General features: G+C 65.3%; 16 protein-coding genes. 7 read left to right on the top strand and 9 right to left on the bottom strand.

Features of this window, described 5'->3' with window-relative positions:
• Window positions 1-7 precede the first annotated feature (7 nt).
• From FJV83_RS22390 to FJV83_RS22370, 5 genes are all read left to right on the top strand, one after another.
• The gene (locus tag FJV83_RS22390) at window positions 8-1,021 is read left to right on the top strand and encodes an ABC transporter substrate-binding protein (protein WP_142877831.1); all 1,014 of its coding nucleotides are present in this window, start codon (window positions 8-10) and stop codon (window positions 1,019-1,021) included.
• A gap of 49 nt (window positions 1,022-1,070) precedes the next feature.
• On the top strand, window positions 1,071-2,540 hold the full coding sequence (locus FJV83_RS22385) for a sugar ABC transporter ATP-binding protein (protein WP_142886498.1): 1,470 nt from the start codon (window positions 1,071-1,073) through the stop codon (window positions 2,538-2,540).
• Between the two features lies 1 nt (window position 2,541).
• A complete protein-coding gene (locus FJV83_RS22380; RefSeq protein WP_185973426.1) occupies window positions 2,542-3,522 on the top strand; it encodes an ABC transporter permease in 981 nt (326 codons plus the stop codon).
• A 3-nt stretch (window positions 3,523-3,525) separates the two neighbouring features.
• Complete coding sequence (locus FJV83_RS22375) at window positions 3,526-4,473, top strand: ABC transporter permease (RefSeq protein ID WP_095788895.1); 948 nt, start codon at window positions 3,526-3,528, stop codon at window positions 4,471-4,473.
• A gap of 154 nt (window positions 4,474-4,627) precedes the next feature.
• Window positions 4,628-6,694: a 3-hydroxyacyl-CoA dehydrogenase NAD-binding domain-containing protein gene (locus tag FJV83_RS22370; protein ID WP_142886500.1), complete on the top strand. Its 2,067-nt coding sequence runs from the start codon at window positions 4,628-4,630 to the stop codon at window positions 6,692-6,694.
• Window positions 6,695-6,731: 37 nt separating this feature from the next.
• On the opposite strand, the gene FJV83_RS22365 is transcribed toward FJV83_RS22370, so the two are convergent.
• From FJV83_RS22365 to FJV83_RS22325, 9 genes are all read right to left on the bottom strand, one after another.
• Window positions 6,732-8,240 (bottom strand): aldehyde dehydrogenase family protein, encoded by a 1,509-nt coding sequence (locus tag FJV83_RS22365; protein WP_142886530.1) that lies wholly within the window; start codon window positions 8,238-8,240, stop codon window positions 6,732-6,734.
• Between the two features lie 20 nt (window positions 8,241-8,260).
• Entirely contained in the window at window positions 8,261-8,605 is a 345-nt protein-coding gene (locus FJV83_RS22360) for a cupin domain-containing protein (RefSeq protein WP_095774732.1), read from the bottom strand.
• 22 nt (window positions 8,606-8,627) lie between these two features.
• Window positions 8,628-8,969 (bottom strand): cupin domain-containing protein, encoded by a 342-nt coding sequence (locus tag FJV83_RS22355; protein ID WP_095774731.1) that lies wholly within the window; start codon window positions 8,967-8,969, stop codon window positions 8,628-8,630.
• A gap of 23 nt (window positions 8,970-8,992) precedes the next feature.
• Window positions 8,993-9,343 (bottom strand): cupin domain-containing protein, encoded by a 351-nt coding sequence (locus tag FJV83_RS22350; protein WP_095788892.1) that lies wholly within the window; start codon window positions 9,341-9,343, stop codon window positions 8,993-8,995.
• Window positions 9,340-10,614, bottom strand: a complete 1,275-nt coding sequence (locus FJV83_RS22345) for a glycosyltransferase (RefSeq protein ID WP_142886501.1) — start codon at window positions 10,612-10,614, stop codon at window positions 9,340-9,342. The genes FJV83_RS22350 and FJV83_RS22345 overlap by 4 nt, the downstream gene beginning before the upstream one ends.
• A gap of 10 nt (window positions 10,615-10,624) precedes the next feature.
• Entirely contained in the window at window positions 10,625-11,698 is a 1,074-nt protein-coding gene (locus FJV83_RS22340; protein ID WP_142886502.1) for an ABC transporter ATP-binding protein, read from the bottom strand.
• Window positions 11,695-12,489 (bottom strand): ABC transporter permease, encoded by a 795-nt coding sequence (locus FJV83_RS22335; protein ID WP_142886503.1) that lies wholly within the window; start codon window positions 12,487-12,489, stop codon window positions 11,695-11,697. Before FJV83_RS22335 ends, FJV83_RS22340 begins: the two co-directional genes overlap by 4 nt.
• Window positions 12,482-13,324, bottom strand: coding sequence for an ABC transporter permease (locus FJV83_RS22330; protein WP_142886531.1), 843 nt, complete (start codon window positions 13,322-13,324; stop codon window positions 12,482-12,484). Before FJV83_RS22330 ends, FJV83_RS22335 begins: the two co-directional genes overlap by 8 nt.
• Before the next feature lie 64 nt (window positions 13,325-13,388).
• Window positions 13,389-14,453, bottom strand: coding sequence for a spermidine/putrescine ABC transporter substrate-binding protein (locus tag FJV83_RS22325; protein WP_095792212.1), 1,065 nt, complete (start codon window positions 14,451-14,453; stop codon window positions 13,389-13,391).
• Between the two features lie 236 nt (window positions 14,454-14,689).
• On the opposite strand from FJV83_RS22325, the gene FJV83_RS22320 reads away from it, so the two are divergent.
• Window positions 14,690-15,628 (top strand): GntR family transcriptional regulator, encoded by a 939-nt coding sequence (locus tag FJV83_RS22320; protein ID WP_095774724.1) that lies wholly within the window; start codon window positions 14,690-14,692, stop codon window positions 15,626-15,628.
• 10 nt (window positions 15,629-15,638) lie between these two features.
• A complete protein-coding gene (locus tag FJV83_RS22315) occupies window positions 15,639-16,922 on the top strand; it encodes a glycosyltransferase (protein ID WP_142877826.1) in 1,284 nt (427 codons plus the stop codon).
• The last annotated feature ends 4 nt before the right edge of the window (window positions 16,923-16,926 follow it).

Raw genomic sequence — 16,926 nt, 5'->3', positions numbered from 1 at the left:
TATGAACATGAAGAAACTGTTAGCTCTGAGCGCTCTTGCCGCGATGCTCGCATCGGGCACGGCACTTGCCGATACCAGCGGCAAGAAGATCGCATTCTCCAACAATTACGCCGGCAATTCGTGGCGGCAGGCGATGCTCGACAGCTATGGCATCGTCACCAAGAAGGCGGTTGAAGACAAGATCGTCGGCGCGGCCGACATCTTCACCACCGCCGACAAGGAAGTGCCGACGCAGGCGGCCCAGGTGCAGAACCTGATCCTGCAGGGTTACGACGCCATCGTCATCAACGCCGCCTCGCCGGACGCCCTCAACGGCGCCATCAAGCAGGCCTGCGACGCCGGCATCACGGTCGTCTCCTTCGACGGCACCGTCACGGAGCCCTGTGCCTACCGCGTCGTCGTCGACTTCAAGGACATGGGCAAGCAGGAAGTCGAGCAGATGGCCAAGTTCCAGCCCAAGGGCGGGAACCTTTTGGAAATCCGTGGCCTGGCCGGCACCTCGATCGACGATGCCATCCATGCCGGCATCCTCGAAGGCGTCGCCGCGCATCCCGAGTTCAAGATCGTCGGCTCGGTGACCGGCGACTGGGATCAGACGACGGCGCAGAAAGCGGTCGCGACCATCCTGCCCTCATTGCCCGATATCGTGGGCATCGTCGACCAGGGTGGTGACGGCTATGGCGCCGCACAGGCTTTCGCCGCCGCCGGCAAGCCGCGCCCGACCATCATCATGGGCAACCGGCAGGACGAGCTGAAGTGGTGGAAGGAACAGAAGGACAAGGACGGCTACAAGACCTGGTCGGCTTCGATCGCGCCCGGCGTGTCGTCGCTCGCCTTCTGGGTGGCGCAGCAGGTGCTCGATGGCCGCAAGGACATTCCGCACGACCTGCTGGTGCCGTATCTGGCCTTCACCCAGGACGACTTCGAGGCAGCCCTGCCGAAGATCAAGGAAGGCGGCGTCGCCACCCACGAATACACGCAGGAAGACGCCCTCGCGGCGATCAAGGCCAACATCAAGTGAATGTCGCGCTTGCGTTGCCCTTCGTACCATCGCGCGGATATATCTAGGCATGCCCGAAGGGAACGCTGACATCATCAGACTGAACGGCGCCGAAAAATATTTCGGCGCCGTTCGCGCGCTGGGCGGGGTGGACTTCCACGTCCGGCCCGGCGAATGCGTCGGCCTGGTCGGCCACAATGGCGCCGGCAAATCGACGCTGATGCACATGGTCGCGGGCACACTCACGCCCGACAGCGGCCAGATCGGCGTGCATGGGGGCATCGAGGACAACTACGCGGTGTCGCGGGCGCAAAAGCTCGGCATACGCTGCGTGTTCCAGGAACTGTCGCTGTGCCCCAATCTCAGCGTCGCCGAAAACACGCGCATCAACCATGCCTCGCTCTCGGGCCTCGGCTGGCGGCGCAAGGCGGCCGCGCTGATCACCGCCAAGCTTGACGAGATCTTTCCCGATCACGGCATCTCGGCCTGGGATATTGTCGGCGACCTGTCGATCGGCCGGCGTCAGATGGTCGAGGTGGCGCGCGCCTTCACGGTGACGCAGGACAGGCTCGACCTCGTCATCCTCGACGAGCCAACATCATCGCTGGACGCGCACACGGCTGGCCAATTGCTGGCCTTCGTGCGCCGCTTCATCGCCGGCGGCAAGAGCTGCATCCTGATCTCGCATGTTCTGGGCGAGGTGCTCAGGAATGCCGACCGCATCGTGGTGATGCGCGACGGCAAGGTGGTGGTCGCCGATGCGGCGAATGCCTTCGACCGCGACCGGCTGGTGACCGCGATGGGCGGGGCGGAAGCGCGCCAGAAGATCGCCGCCGAGATTGCCGCGGCCAAGCCGGCTGACGGTCCGTTGCGGGTGCGGGCGCGTCCCGCCGCGCAGAAGGACGGCGCCGACCTTGTCGCCCGCGCCGGCGAGATCATCGGCCTTGCCGGGCTGGCGGGACACGGCCAGACCGACCTGTTGCTGGCGATCTTCGCTGCCGCCTCCCGCGCCAGGACCGGGATCGAAGTGACCGCGCCGGTGGCGCTGGTCGCCGGGGACCGCCAGTCGGACGGGATCTTCCCGCAATGGTCGATCGCCGAGAACATCGGCATCCGATCGCTGGCGCGGCTGCGCAACGGGCTGCTGATCTCGCCGCGGCGCGAGGCCGAGTTGGCCCAGTTCTGGCAGAAGAAGATCGGCATCCGCACGCCCGACATGAACAACAACATCTTCTCGCTTTCGGGCGGCAACCAGCAGAAGGCGCTGTTTGCCCGCGCGCTCGGCTCGGATGCCCAGATCGTGCTGATGGACGATCCGATGCGCGGCGTCGATATCGGCACCAAGCTGGAAGTCTACGACCTCGTGCGCGAGGAGGCTGGCCGCGGCCGCACCTTCCTCTGGTACACCACGGAAACCGAGGAACTCGACAATTGCGACCATGTCTATGTCTTCAAGAACGGCCGCATCGTCGCCAATCTGGGTCGCGACGAATTGACCGAGGAGAAGATCATCCAGTCCTCCTTCGGCGATGCGGCCTGAGATGACCGCCGCCAGCCTCGACGCCCCCACCAGGAGCTCCGCCGAGCGTGGCGCGCTGGCCCGTGCCCGCCTGCTGCGCGGGCTGCTGCCGGCGCTGTCGCTGGCATTGGTGCTGCTCGCCATCGCCTGGCTCAACCCACGCGCCATCAGCTATTTCGGCTTCAGCCTGATGCTGAACCTGGCGATCCCGATCGCGCTGGCGACGATCGCGCAGATGTTCGTCATTTCAGGCAATGAGCTCGACCTGTCGATCGGCACCTTCGTCGGTTTCGTCGGCTGCGTCACCGCGACCTGGCTGAAGGACGCGCCGCTCATCGGCGTCGCCATCCTGGTTGGCTCGATCGGCGTCTATGCGCTGCTCGGCGCGCTGATCCGCCTGCGCAATCTGCCGTCGATCGTGGTGACGCTCGGCATGAGTTTCGTCTGGCAGGGGCTCGCCATCCTCGTCCTGCCCAAGCCCGGCGGCAAGGCGCCGGACTGGCTGCTGGCGATCATGTCGTTCAAGCCGCCCTTCGTGCCGTTCCCGATCATCACGGCGCTGCTGATAGGCCTCATCGTCCATTTCGGCCTGATGCGCACCTCCTATGGCGTAATCCTGCGCGGCTCCGGCGGCAATGCGGCCGCGCTCAAGCGCGCCGGCTGGTCGCTGCTCAAAACCAAGATCGTGCTGTTCGCGCTGGCAGGCGTGTTCGGCGTGCTGTCGGGCATGGCGCTGATCGGCATCACTACCTCGGCCGATGCCAATATCGGCAATGGCTATACGCTGCTGTCGATCGCCGGCGTCATCCTCGGCGGCGGTGAATTCGTCGGCGGCCGGGTGTCGCCGATCGGTGCGGTGATCGGCGCGCTGACACTGGCGCTGGCCGCCTCGCCGCTGCTCACCTTCATGCACATTCCGCCGGACTGGCAGGTGGCCGCCAACGGCGCCATCCTGATCATCGTGCTGGCGGCGCGGGTGCTGATCAGCCGCAGGGAGAGGTAAGCGATGATCCTGGTTAGATCGCTGGCCGGCAAGCCCTGGGTATGGTCGTTCCTCGGCGCGCTTGTCGTGTGGCTGGCGACGATCGCCTTCACCGGCGGCTACGGCGCCGGCGGCATGGTCACGGCGGCGTTGTCGCTCGCGGTGTTCACGGTCATCGTCGGCGTCGGCCAGATGTTCGTCATCACGCTTGGGCCCGGCAATGTCGACCTGTCGCTGCCGGCCAATATCGGCCTCGCCAGCGCGGTCGCCATGAAAGTGATGGCCGGCAGCGATTCCATGATCGTTGTAGGCCTTCTGGCGGCGCTCGCATGCGGCGCGGCGATCGGCGCGGTCAACTATCTGCTGATCTGGGCGCTGCGCATTCCGCCGATCATCGCCACCTTGTCGGCGAGCTTCATCATCCAGTCGATCGACATCAGCTATGGGCGTGGGCTGCAGATCAAGCCGCCGCCCGGCTTTGCCGATTTCACCAACTGGCAGATCCTGGGCATTCCGGTGCTGGCGGTGCTGACCGTGCTGTTCACCATCGGCGCGGCCATCGCCCTGCAGCGCATGATCTATGGCCGCTCGGTGCTGGCGATCGGCCAGAACATCCGCGCCGCATGGCTCGCCGGCGTCAATGTAGGCCGCATCCGCTTCCTCACCTACACGCTGTCGGGCGCGCTCGGCGGCATCGACGGCGCGCTGCTCGCCGGCTATTTCCGCGGCGCCAATGTCGATATCGGCAATGAATATCTGCTCGCCTCGATCGCCGTCGTCGTCATCGGCGGCACGTCGGTGGCCGGCGGCAAGGCCAATGTGCCCGGCGTGTGGGGCGCGGCGCTGTTTCTGGTGCTGCTCTTGACCATGCTCAACACATTCGGGGTCAGCGCGGGCGTTCGCCTGCTTTTGACGGGGCTGATCATCGTCGGGGTGATTACGGCGGCAGGCGGGGAAAAGGCGGTGCGGTGATCGCCGTTCCCGAGCGTCCGGCGAGCATCGCCGCAAGCTTCTGGGGCAGCCCGTCGCGCCGCCAAACGTTGGGCCAGCCCAACAGCGGGTTCCCATTCGCGGCGCGGCCTAGTAAACCCTTCCGCGATCTCAGTCGGTCCCGGGAGGGCTCTGCTTGTCCAATTCTGTCAGCGTCGTGAACGACAATGGCGTCGCCATCGTCACCATCGACAATCCGCCGGTCAATGCACTGAGTTTCCATGCCCGCGAGCCGCTGATGCAGGCGCTTGTCGACTTGCGCGATGACGCTTCGGTCACGGCCATCGTGATTGCCTGCGCCGGGCGGACCTTTGTCGCCGGCGCCGACATCACCGAATTCGGCAAGCCGGTGCAGCAGCCTGATCTGCGCGCCACCGTTGCGATGCTGGAAACCATCGCCAAACCGACGGTCGCCGCCATCCACGGCACCGCGCTCGGCGGCGGGCTGGAACTGGCGCTCGGCTGTCATTTCCGCGTTGCCGATGCCGGCGCCAAACTCGGCCTGCCCGAAGTGAAGCTCGGCCTCTTGCCGGGCGGCGGCGGCACGGTGCGGCTGCCGCGCCTGGTCGGCGCGGTGAAGGCGCTGAAGATGATTGTCTCGGGTTCGCCGGTCGGTGCCGACGAGGCGCATGAAGCCGGGCTCGTTGACGCTGTCTTCGAAGGCGACCTCACCACGCATGCCGTGAACTTCGCCCGGGAAATCGCCCGCAAGGGTGGTCCGTTCACGCCGGTGCGCGATCGCAATGACGGGCTTGGGGAAACCGATCTGGCGGCTTTCGACGCCGAGGCGGCGGACCTCGCCAGGAAAGCGCGCGGGCTGGAAGCGCCGGTCGCCTGCGCGCAAGCCGTGCGCAACGCCCTCACGCTACCCTTCGACGAGGCGCTGGCGGCGGAGCGCGCGCTGTTCGCGAAACTGGTCGCCAGCGACCAGTCGCGGGCGCAACGGCACCTGTTCTTCGCCGAACGCGAGGCGGCGAAGCTTCCCGGCAAGGACACGCCCAAGCGCAGGATTGCCCGCGTCGGCGTCATCGGCGCCGGCACCATGGGCGGCGGCATCGCCATGGCCTTCGCCAATGGCGGTTTTTCGGTCACCTTGCTGGAAACCAGCGCGGAAGCGCTGCAGCGCGGGCTGGGCATGATCGAGAAGAACTATGCCGTCTCCGTTTCGCGCCGTTCCCTGACCGAAGACGCCAAGCGTCAGCGGCTCGCCCAGTTCGAGGGCTCGACCGACTATGCCGATCTCGCCGATTGCGACCTGGTCATCGAGGCGGTGTTCGAGGACATGGCGGTGAAGAAGCAGGTTTTCGGCAAGCTGGATGCTATCGCCAAGCCGGGCGCCATCCTCGCCACCAACACCTCCTATCTCGACATCAATGAAATCGCCGGCTCGATCTCGCGGCCGCAGGATGTGCTCGGCCTGCATTTCTTCTCGCCGGCCAATGTCATGAAGCTCTTGGAGATCGTGCGGGCCGACAAGACCGCGCCGGATGCGCTGGCGACGGTGGTCGATCTCGCGCGGCGGATCGGCAAGGTGGCGGTCGTCGTCGGCGTCTGCCACGGCTTCGTCGGCAACCGCATGCTGGCCGCACGCGGTTCGGAATCGGAAGCGCTGCTGCTGGAGGGCGCGACACCCAGCCAGATCGACAAGGTCTTCACCGATTTCGGCTGGCCGATGGGCCCGTTCCAGATGGGCGATCTCGCCGGCCTCGACATTGGCTGGCGCAACCGCAAGGCGCGCGGCCTGACGGCCGTTATCGCCGACACGCTGTGCGAACTGGGACGTTTCGGCCAGAAGACTGGTCGGGGTTTCTATCTCTACGAAGCCGGCGCAAGGGCAGGCGTTCCAGATCCGGAGGTCGAGGCGCTGATCCGCGACAAGGCTGCTGAGAAGGGCATTGCGCCGCGCGCGATCAGCGCGGAAGAAATCATCGAGCGCACGCTCTATCCCCTGGTCAACGAGGGAGCGAAAATCCTCGAAGAGAAGATCGCGGCCCGTGCCTCCGACATCGATGTCGTCTGGGCCAATGGCTACGGTTTTCCCATCGGCAAGGGCGGCCCGATGTTCTGGGCCGGTCTCGAAGGGCCGGCAAAGATCGTCGAACGGCTCGACCAGTGGCACAAGCGGACCGGCAAGGACGTGTTCAAGCCGGCTCCGCTGCTGAAGCGGATGGCCGAGACCGGCTCCTGGGAGGCCGAGGCGTAAACCTCGTCGAGCCGCGCGGTGTTGCCGCGCCATTCCCTCACACGTGCTTGCGGCCGCCGGTCTCGCGGAACCAGTTGTCGGGGTAGGGATACCACCAGTCCTGGATCGCCGGTCTGTGGTCGATGATGACCATCTTCGAGCGACGGAAGGCATCGAGCCCCTGCCGTCCCAGTTCGCGGCCGAGGCCTGACGCCTTCCAGCCGCCGAAGGGCAGGGCGTCATTGTCGATCAGCGGGTTGTTGACCCAGACCATGCCGGCTTCGAGCCGTTCGGCCGCCTCATGCGCTTCGGCGAGGTCGGTGGTGAACACCGAGGCGCCGAGCCCGAACGGGCTGTCATTCGCAAGCCGTATCGCCTCGTCGAAATCCTTCACGCGGCAGATGGCGGCGACCGGCCCAAAACACTCTTCGCGCACGATCGCCATGCCAGGGGTGACGCCAGTCAGGATCGTCGGCTCGTAGAACCAGCCGGTGTCGTGCGACGGCGGGATGCGCCCGCCGGTGACGGCCTCGGCGCCATGGGCAATGGCGTCATCGACAAGACGCATGACCTTGGCTCGAGCCGCTTCGCTGACCAGGGGGCCGATCTCGGCCTTGTCCATGCCATTGCCGATGCGCAGCGCGCGTGTCCTTTCGGCAAACAACTCGACGAAGCGGTCATGCACGGCATCGACGACGAAGAAGCGCTCGGCCGAAGTGCAGACCTGGCCTGTGAGGTGGAAGGCGGCGGTGACGCTGCCGGCCGCGGCGACCTCCAGCGGCGCGTGTTCGCTGATGATCAGCGGGTCGCTGCCGCCGGCCTCGATGACGCAAGGCTTCATGCGTTCGGCGCAGGCGACGGCCACCGCCTTGCCGGCGGCGACCGAGCCGGTGAAGGCAACCGCATGGGTGCGGTCGGACGTGATCAGCGCCTGGGCCGTGCCCGCGCCGCCTGGCAGGCAGGAGACCAGGCCTGCCGGGAGCGAGCGGAACACGCTCATGTAGTCCAGCGTCGACAGCGTCGTCGCCTCGGCCGGCTTGACGATGCAGGCATTGCCCGCGGCAAGCGATGCCGCCACGGTCCAGCACATCAGCAGGATCGGAAAATTGTAGGGCATGATGTGGACGGAGACGCCATAGGGCTCGTAGCGCGCATATTGGAACGAGCCGGCCTGCGTCGTGCCGGCGATCTTGCCGGCGTCGTCGCGCGCCATCTCGGCATAGTAGCGGAAGATCGGCGCGCAATTGGCGATCTCGCCGATGGCTTCCGGATAGGGCTTGCCCATCTCGCGCACCATCAGCTCGGCGCAGCGGGTGAAATCGGCGGCCTCGATGGCGTTGGCTACGGCATGCAGGTGCTTCGCCCGGCTCTTGGCATCGAGCCTTTTCCAGGCGGCCTGCGCCCCGGTCGCGGCGGCGAGCACAGTATCGATCTCACCATCGCTGGCCGCGGCGATGGCGCCGACCGTTTCCAGCGTGGCCGGATCGATCACCGGTTTGTTTGCACCCGCCATCGGCAGGTAGTCCGGATTGACGAAGAAGGTCGGCCGGTCAGGGGAGAAATGCATGGACATCCTCTCAGATCCGCTCAGCGGATCATGTAGACCTTCTTGATGGTCTCATGGACGGTGCAGACGCCCTTCCAGTCCTGTGGGAAGAAAGCCGCCGTGTCCGGCTCGATTTCGATCACCTCGCCCGATTCGTGCACATAGGTGCAGCGGCCTTCGAGGAAATGGCAGAACTCGTCGCGGGTGACGTGGCAGTGCCATTTGCCCGGCGTGCAGACCCACAACCCGCATTCGGAGCGGCCTTCCGGTCCCTTGTGGAGCAGCTTGCCCGAGGTGTGGGACTGGCCCTCGATCATCGTCGGGATGATGCCCCAGTCGACGAGGTCGGTGACGGCGAGCGGCGATTGCATGATGGGCGTGGTCATATGGATTTCCTTGAAATGATGCTCACCGGCACATGAAGGCCTTGGTCAGCGTTTGCGTGACGATGGAAATGCCGGTCCAGCCGGCCGGAAAGAACACCAGCGTGCCGGCCTCGACCGGAATCTGTTCGCCGTGCTCGTGGACATAGCTGCCGTGACCGGACAGGAAGTGGCAGAACTCGTCGGTGGCGAAGGTGACCTTGCGGGTGCCCGGCGTGCACGACCACAGGCCGCATTCGCTCGACCCGTCCGGATTCTGCGACAGGATCTTGCCGGAGGCGCGCGGCGCGCCGGCAAGCGTGTTGCTGCCCGCGCCCCAATCCTCCAGTTCCACGCTCGAGGCCTGTGGCCAGTGCGGTGTCGACATGTCTTGCTCCCGGTGTCGCGGCGTCAGGCCAGCATGTAGACGTTGCGCATGGTCTCGTGCACCGTGCATTCGCCCGTCCAGCCGGCGGGGAACATGACCACGGTCCCGGCCGAGACTTCTATCACTTCGCCGACATGCGAGCGGTAGGTCGCGCGGCCGACGACGAAATGGCACAGTTCGTCGCGCGGGATCGAGAGCCGCCAGCGGCCCGGCGTGCAGACCCAGATGCCGGATTCCGGCTGGTTGTTCGGGCCCTTGTGCAGCAGCCTGCCGGTGGAATGCGACGCGCCTTCCAATGCATCCGGCTGGGCGCCCCAGTCGACGAGATCGGTGCGGGTGGATGCCTGGTGGAGGTGCGGAGCGGAAGAGGTCACAGCAACGCCTCCAGCAAACCGGCAGCCTTCTCAGGCCCGCTCTGCGCGTGCATCTGTGCCGATGTCCTCGCCAGCTTCGCCTTCATCTGGGGATCGGTCAGGCAGGCCTCGATCTTCGCGACCAGATCGGTATCGCTCCAGTCGTAGCGCGGCATGCCGAAGCCATGGCCGGTTTCCTCGACGCGGGTGGCGTTGTCGTGACCATCCCAGACATAGGGCATGATGATCGCCGGCTTGCCGAAATAGAGGCACTCGGTGAACGAGTTGTTGCCGCCATGGTGGATGACGGCATCGACCTGCGGGATCACCGAAGGCTGCGGGAACCAGCTCTCGACGATGACGTTGCCGGGCACGTCCGTATACTGATCCTTGTAGCCGCCGACATTGACCAGCGCGCGGTAGCGGGTCTTGCCCAGCGTGGCGATGATGCGCTTCAAGAGCTCGACATCGCCGGCGCCGAGGCTGCCGAAGGAGACATAGAGCAGCGGCCCGTCATTGTTCTTCGCGAAGGTGGGCACCGCATAGGGCTTCTCCTGCCGCACGCAGCCTTCGAGATACTGGAATTTCACCGGGTCGAGCGGATGGCGGCGCTTGAACTTCGCCGCTTCGGGATAGAGCAGCAAATTGAGATAGGGCGAGGCCTCGAAGAACTGGCCGATCGGGTAAGGCGCCTCCTTGTTGGCCTTCAGGAAGGCGTTGAAGTCGTCATGGATCGGCTTGATCACCGCGTTGAAGTGGTCGCGGTAGCGCTGGTGGCCGGCATGGTCGTTCTCGCCGCAGCCGGAGAGATGCGGCGGGATGTCCTCGTCCTCGATCTCGTTTTCCGAGCAGGAGATGACGCGTACCCATGGCTTGCCGAACTGTTTTATGGCTGGGAACAGGATGACATTGTCAACGCAGATGACATCGGGCTTGATGGCGGCCAGCACGCCCGGCAGATCCTTCTGCGCCCATTTGGCGCTGTCGACGATCGCCGTCCAGCAATCCTTGACGTAATTGTCGACCTGGTCGTAGGGCGATTTGCGGAAATTCGGGATGTGGCCGTTGATGAAATCCTCCCAGAATTTCGCCATCTGCTCGGGCGGCATCGGCTCGGACAGGTTCACCGGATGCGCCTCGAAGCCGTAGCCCCGATAGACCTCGACGAAGCCGGGATCGGATAGGAACACCGCCTTGTGGCCGCGCGCCTCGACGGCCTGGGCGATGCCGACGGAATTGAGCGCCGGGCCGTAGGCGGCTTCCGGGAAAAAGGCGATCGTCTTCTGCGCCATCAAGCTTCTCCTATTCTGCGAAAATTCTGACATCAGCGGCATCCCAGCCGAGTTCGACCTGGTCGCCCGACGACACTGGCCGGCGGTCGGCTGCGTCCGCGGTGACGCGCACCAGGAACGGCTTTGGCGACAGCGGTGTGCGGATATGCAGCTGCAGATCGAGGCCGTGATAGGCCAGCGCCTCGATCGTGCCGATGGTGCGGTTGGCGGTCTCGATCGATGGGAATAGCCGGATGCGTTCCGGCCGCACCGAAGCTACGGCCGAAGCACCGGGCGTGAGCGTCGCGGGAACCTTACCGGCAATGCGCGCGCCATTCACGGCCACCACACCATCGGCTGACGCCTTGCCCGGGATGAAATTCATCACGCCGATGAAGTCGGCGACGAAACGGTCGGCCGGATGCTCGTAGACCGTGTGCGGGGTGTCGCATTGCAACAGTTTGCCATCCTTGAGCACCGCCATGCGATCGGCCATGACGAGCGATTCTTCCTGATCGTGGGTGACGATGACGAAAGTGATGCCGACCTCGTGCTGCAGGCGTTTCAATTCCAGTTGCATGGCGCCGCGCAGTTTCTTGTCGAGCGCGCCGAGCGGCTCGTCGAGCAGCAGCAGCCTTGGCCGCTTGACCAGGGCGCGGGCCAGCGCGACGCGCTGCTTCTGGCCGCCCGACAATTGCTCCGGCCTGCGGTCGGCGAAGGGGACGAGCTCGGTGGTCCCCAGGATGGCGTCGACGCGGGAACGGATTTCGTTAGCCGGCAAGCGCTCCATCTCCAGCCCATAGGAGACATTGGCGCGCACGCTCATATGCGGGAACAGCGCGTAGGACTGGAACATCAGGTTGACCGGCCGCTTGTTGGGCGGGGTCCTGGCGATGTCCTTGCCGTCGAGCAGGATGCGCCCGTCGCTCGGGGTCTCGAAACCGGCCAGCATGCGCAAGAGCGTGGTCTTGCCGCAGCCGGAGGGTCCAAGCAGCGCGAAGAACTCGTTCTCCCGGATATCGAGCGAGATGCCGTCAACGGCGGTGACCCGGCCGAAATTCTTCGACACATCATCGATGGCCAACAGCGTGCGCGGTTCGCTCATTGGCCGATCATTCCCCTGTTAAGCCGCTGCGACAGGGTCAGCGCGGTGATGCTTACGGCCATGACGATGGTCGCCAGCGCGTTGATCTCAGGTGTGATGCCGAAGCGGATCATGGCGTAGATCTGCATCGGCAGCGTGGTCGAGGCACGGCCGGCGCCAGCGGTGAAGAAGGCGATGATGAACTCGTCGACCGACAGCGTGAAGGCGAGCAGCGCGCCGGCGATCACGGCAGGCGCGATGACCGGCAAGGTCACGCGCCGAAAGGTGGTGAGCGCGGAGGCGCCGAGATCGGCGGAGGCCTCGACGATCGACCAGTCGAAGCTCTTCAGCCTTGCGCGCACCACCGAGCAGACGAAGGCGAGGTTGAAGACGACATGGGCGAGGATGATTGTGTGCAGGCCCATGGTCAAATTGAGCATGGAGAAGAACGACAGCAGCGCGATCGCCAGCACGATGTCGGGAATGATCATCGGCGCGAAGATCAGGGCTTCCAGCCCCTTGCCATACTGCCGGCGCATCTCGACGCCGATCGCCAGCAGCGTGCCGAGCAAGGTGGCGATGGCGGTGGAGACCAGCGCCACGATCAGCGTGTTGAGGGCGGCCGACAGGATCGCGGAATTGTTGGCCAGCGAGGCGTACCATTTCAGCGAGATGCCAGACCAGGCCGTCGGCAGCCCGCCTTCGTTGAAGGAGAGTGCCACCAGCACGGCGATGGGGATGTAGAGGAAGGCGAAGACCAGGCTCAGCACGAGCCACAGCGTGCGCCGCGTCGCAGGGGGGCGCTCAGCCATCCGCGCCTCCCCCGGCCTGCGCCGCCCGCCCCGAGGCACGGTCGGCGGCGAGCGCCTGCGCCATCAGGACCAGCAGCATGATGGCGATCAGCGCCATCGCCAAGGCGGCGCCGAAGGGCCAGTCATTGGCGGTGAGGAACTGGTCGTAGACGAGATTGCCGATCATCTGGAATCGGCCGCCGCCGAGCAACGCCGGGGTGACGAAATTGCCGATCGACAACACGAAGACGAAGACGGCGCCGGCGGCGATGCCGGGCACGGTCAGCGGCAGGATGACACGGCGGAATGTGGTGGCGGCCGAGGCGCCGAGATCGCGCGAGGCTTCGGCGAGTTCGGGGTTGAGCCGCGACAGCGGCGCGTAGCAGGCGAGGATGACGAAGGGCAGATAGTTGTAGACGAGGCCGGCGATGACCGCGCCTTCGGTATAGAGCATTGACGGCGGTTCGCCGGTATAGCCGAGCCAGCGCAGGAGCTGCGTGATCAGGCCTTCGCGGTTGAGCAGCACGATCCAGGCATAGGTGCGGATCAAATAGTTCGACCAGAACGGTAGCACGGCAAAGAACAGGAACACAGGCTGCCAGCGGCGCGGGGCAGCGGAGATGGCGTAGGCGGCGGCGTAGCCGATCACCACCGCGATCAGGGTGGCGGTGCCGGCGATGCGCGCCGACTTCAGGAAAATGCCGGCATAGAGCGGGTCGAAGACCAGCCCGAAATTCTCCAGCGTGAAGGTGTAGTCGATGCCGCCATAAATGCCGCGGCGGAAGAAGGCGAGCGCCAGCACCAGCGCGCACGGCACCACCATCAGCGCCGTCAACCAGACCAGCGCCGGGGCCATCAGCAGGGAGGAGCGAGAGGGGACGGAACGCAAGCTTGCTTCCAAGATGCTGCTGGAATGCCGCCTACTGCGCGGCCTTGATCTCGCTGACGATCTTGGAATAGTCGCGCTGGGCTTCGCCGACGTCACGCAGCTGCTCGAACTTGACGAGATCGGCCACCGGCATCGCCATGTTGGGGAATTTGGCCAGGAAATCGGCCGGCAGGCTTTCCATCGCCGGCTTGTTCGGCACCTTGTAGTCGATGTTCTGCGCCGCCCAGGCGTGGTTCTTGGCGTCGAGCATGAAGTTGATGAACTTGAAGGCGTCGTCCTTGTGCTCGGAAGCCTTCATCACCACCATCGTGTCGACCCAGAGGTCCGAACCTTCCTTCGGAATGACGTATTTGATCTCCGGCTTCTCGGCGATGCCGTAATTGCACCAGCCGTCCCAGGCCTGCACCATCAGCGCCTCGCCCGAAACCAGTTTGGAATAGAAGGTGGTGTCGTCATAGGCGAGCAAGGTCTTCTTTGCCGAGATCAAGAGGTCCTTGACCTCGGCCATCTTGGTCGGATCGGTCTCGTTGACGGAAAAGCCCTTGTCGAGCTGGCCGGCCGCCAGCAGCCAGCGATCGGTCGCCAGCATGGTGGTCTTGCCCTTCAGCGCGTCTGAAGGCGCGAGCAGATCGCTCCAGCTCGTCGGCGCCGTCTTGACCAGGTCCGAGCGGTAGCAGAGGCCGGTCGTGCCCCAGGTGTAGGGCACGGAGAACGAGTTGCCGACATCGTGCGGCAGCTTGGTCGCTTCCGGATAGAGGTTGGCGAGATTGGGGATCTTGGCGTGGTCCATCGGCTCGATCAGGCCGAGCTTGTTCAGCACCTCGGCGAAGGGCGAGGAGACGAAGACCACGTCATAGCCCTTGCCGCTGGCGGCGATCAGCTTGCCCATGATCTCTTCATTGGTGGCGTGCACCACCACTTCGCCGGAGACGCCGGTGGCGGTCTTGAAGGCGGCCATGGCGTCTGGCGCCATGTAGCCGTCCCAGTTGGAGATGACGAGGTCGGCGGCGATTGCCGGCGCCGACAGCGCCATGGCAAGGCCGAGAGCGATTGAAGAGACCTTGAGCGCACGGCGTCGTGGGCTGGTAGCGGTCATGGCAGACTCCCATTCCGGTTGATCGTCGAATTCTGTGCTGGACCGGGCGCGACCCATGCCGCTGCTTTCGATCCTGTTCCCTCGGTCTTTTTTATCGCCGATTATCCTGACAGTACTATTGCAGAAAAAAGTACGTCAATCCATAATTTGCCAAGCGACCGAGGAATCTGGCCGATTGCGCTTGTGCCCGCGATCGGCCAAACCAATGCGGTCATATCCATCCGCCGAGACAAGTCATGCAAGCCGCAGCCCGACGACCTCGCACCAACCATCTCGACCTGGCGCAGCGCATCCTGGATGTGGCGCGCCAGCGCGGCTTCGAGCCTGGCGCGCGCCTGCCCGAACAGCAGATCGCCTCGCTGTGCAATGTCTCGCGTACGCCGGTGCGGGCGGCACTCAGCCTGCTCGCGGAACGGGGCGTCGTGCGCTGGGAGGCCGATACCGGCTATCATCTGGCGGTCGACCTCGCGGCGCAGCCGGCCATCGCCGCCGAGCTTCCGAGCGCGGAGGAGGATGATCTGGCCGAGGCGATCCTGCGCGACCGGTCGGCGCGGCGGCTGGACCAGACAGTGACCGCCGCGGCGCTGATGCGACGCTACAGTGCTGATCGCAAGACGGTACTAAAAGCGCTTAATAAACTGACAGAGGAGAATCTGCTGGACCGCGCGCCCGGCCAATCCTGGCTTTTCCGGCGCACGCCCGACGATCCCGAGGCGCAAGGCGAAAGCTATGAGTTCCGCTTGCTGCTCGAGCCGGCGGCGATCCTGACGCCGGGATTCCGGCTGGACGGCGCGCGGGCGGCGGCGTTGCGCCAGGGCATGGACGCTCTGTCGGCGTTGCCGGATGCCGCCTTCGACACGCGTGAGTTCCAGCGGCTGGACATGGATTTCCACGGCATGATCGCCGAGGGCTGTGCCAACCGGTTCATCGCCGACGCGCTGGCCGATCATCTGCGCCTGCGCCGGCTGCCGGGCATCTATGCCGGGGTCAACGTCTTCCGGCTGCGGCAGTCCTTGCTGGAACACCTGAACATACTCGACCATCTCGAAAGCCGGCAGTATGAGGTGGCTGCCGATCTGCTTCGCATCCACCTGCGGCTCTCCCGCAACCAGCGACCGCAAGCGGCCAGCCGCGGGGCGCCCGCCCTGTTCGGCATGATCAGCCGGCCGGAATGAAGAGGATTAATTGACGCGTAGAGCCAGCCCGACCATCGCGCTGTTTCCCGAAGCAAGCTTCGGCGCCGCGTTGAATTGCGTCGGCATCGCGCAGGCCTTGCGGGCGCGGGGCGCCCGGCCCGTCTTCATCTGCCATGCCGGTTTCTCCGGCGTCTTTGCCGACTATGGTTTCCAGGAATACCAGCTGCCGACCGACGAGCCGCTGAGCGACAGCGAGCGCCAGAGCTACTGGCAGGCCTTCGTGCGCCGGCACCTGCCGCATTTTAGGCTCAGTCCGATCGACCAACTCGAAACCTATGTCGCGCCGACCTGGCAAGCGATTGTCGACACGGCGGTCAATGCCGAGGCGCCGCTGCGGCAATTGCTGGCGCGGCTGAAGCCCGACGCGGTGGTGCTCGACAATGTCATCATGTTTCCGGCGATCGCCGCCGCCGGCTGCCCCTGGGTACGCGTCGTCTCCTGCGCCGAGACCGAGCTGCCGGACGCCGAAGTACCGCCCTACCTTTCCGGCATGGCTGCCGATGACCCGCAACGCGCGGCGTTCGAGGCGCGCTATCTCTCGGCCTCGGCGCCGGCGCATGACCGCTTCAACCGCTTTCGCGTGGATGCCGGCCTGGCGCCATTGCCCAAGGGCCTGTTCCTCGAGGCTTCGCCCGACCTCAACCTGCTGCTGACGCCGTCGATCGTGCGGCGCGAGCGGGCCAAACCGCTCGATCCCGCCCGATTCGTCTATCTCGAAGGCTGCGTGCGCTCGGAAGGGCCGTTCGAGGTGCCGGTGTTTCCGCGCAATGGCGGGCCGCTGGTCTATGTCAGCTTCGGCAGTTTAGGGGCCATGGATGTCGGGCTGATCGAACGCATGCTTGCCGTGTTCGACAGGCTGCCGGCGCGCTTCATCGTCAATGTCGGCGGCCTGCGCGACGCCTATCGCGCGGTGCCGGACAATGTCTATCTCGACGCCTGGTTTCCGCAGCCTTCGGTGGTGGCGAAGTCGGATCTGTTCATCCACCACGGCGGCAACAACAGCTTTTGCGAGGCGCTGCGCTTCGGCGTGCCGTCGCTGATCATGCCCTATTGCTGGGACGGACATGACAATGCGCGCCGCGCCGGCGAGACCGGCACCGGCGATCATATCGGCCGGGATGCCTGGACTGAAGGAGTATTGGAGAGAGCCATTCTCGGCCTGCTGGCCGACGACGCCATGCGCGCCCGCCTGAGGGACAATGCGGCCCAAATGGCGCTGCAACCCGGAACGGACGTGGCCGCGCAAGCCATACTCTCTCTGATACGGACTTGAACGA

Origin of the sequence: Mesorhizobium sp. WSM4307, from assembly GCF_007003945.1 — a bacterium.
Taxonomy (GTDB): domain Bacteria; phylum Pseudomonadota; class Alphaproteobacteria; order Rhizobiales; family Rhizobiaceae; genus Mesorhizobium.
The sequence above is the reverse complement of the archived record's forward strand: the minus strand, read 5'-3'. Positions and strand labels throughout refer to the sequence as shown.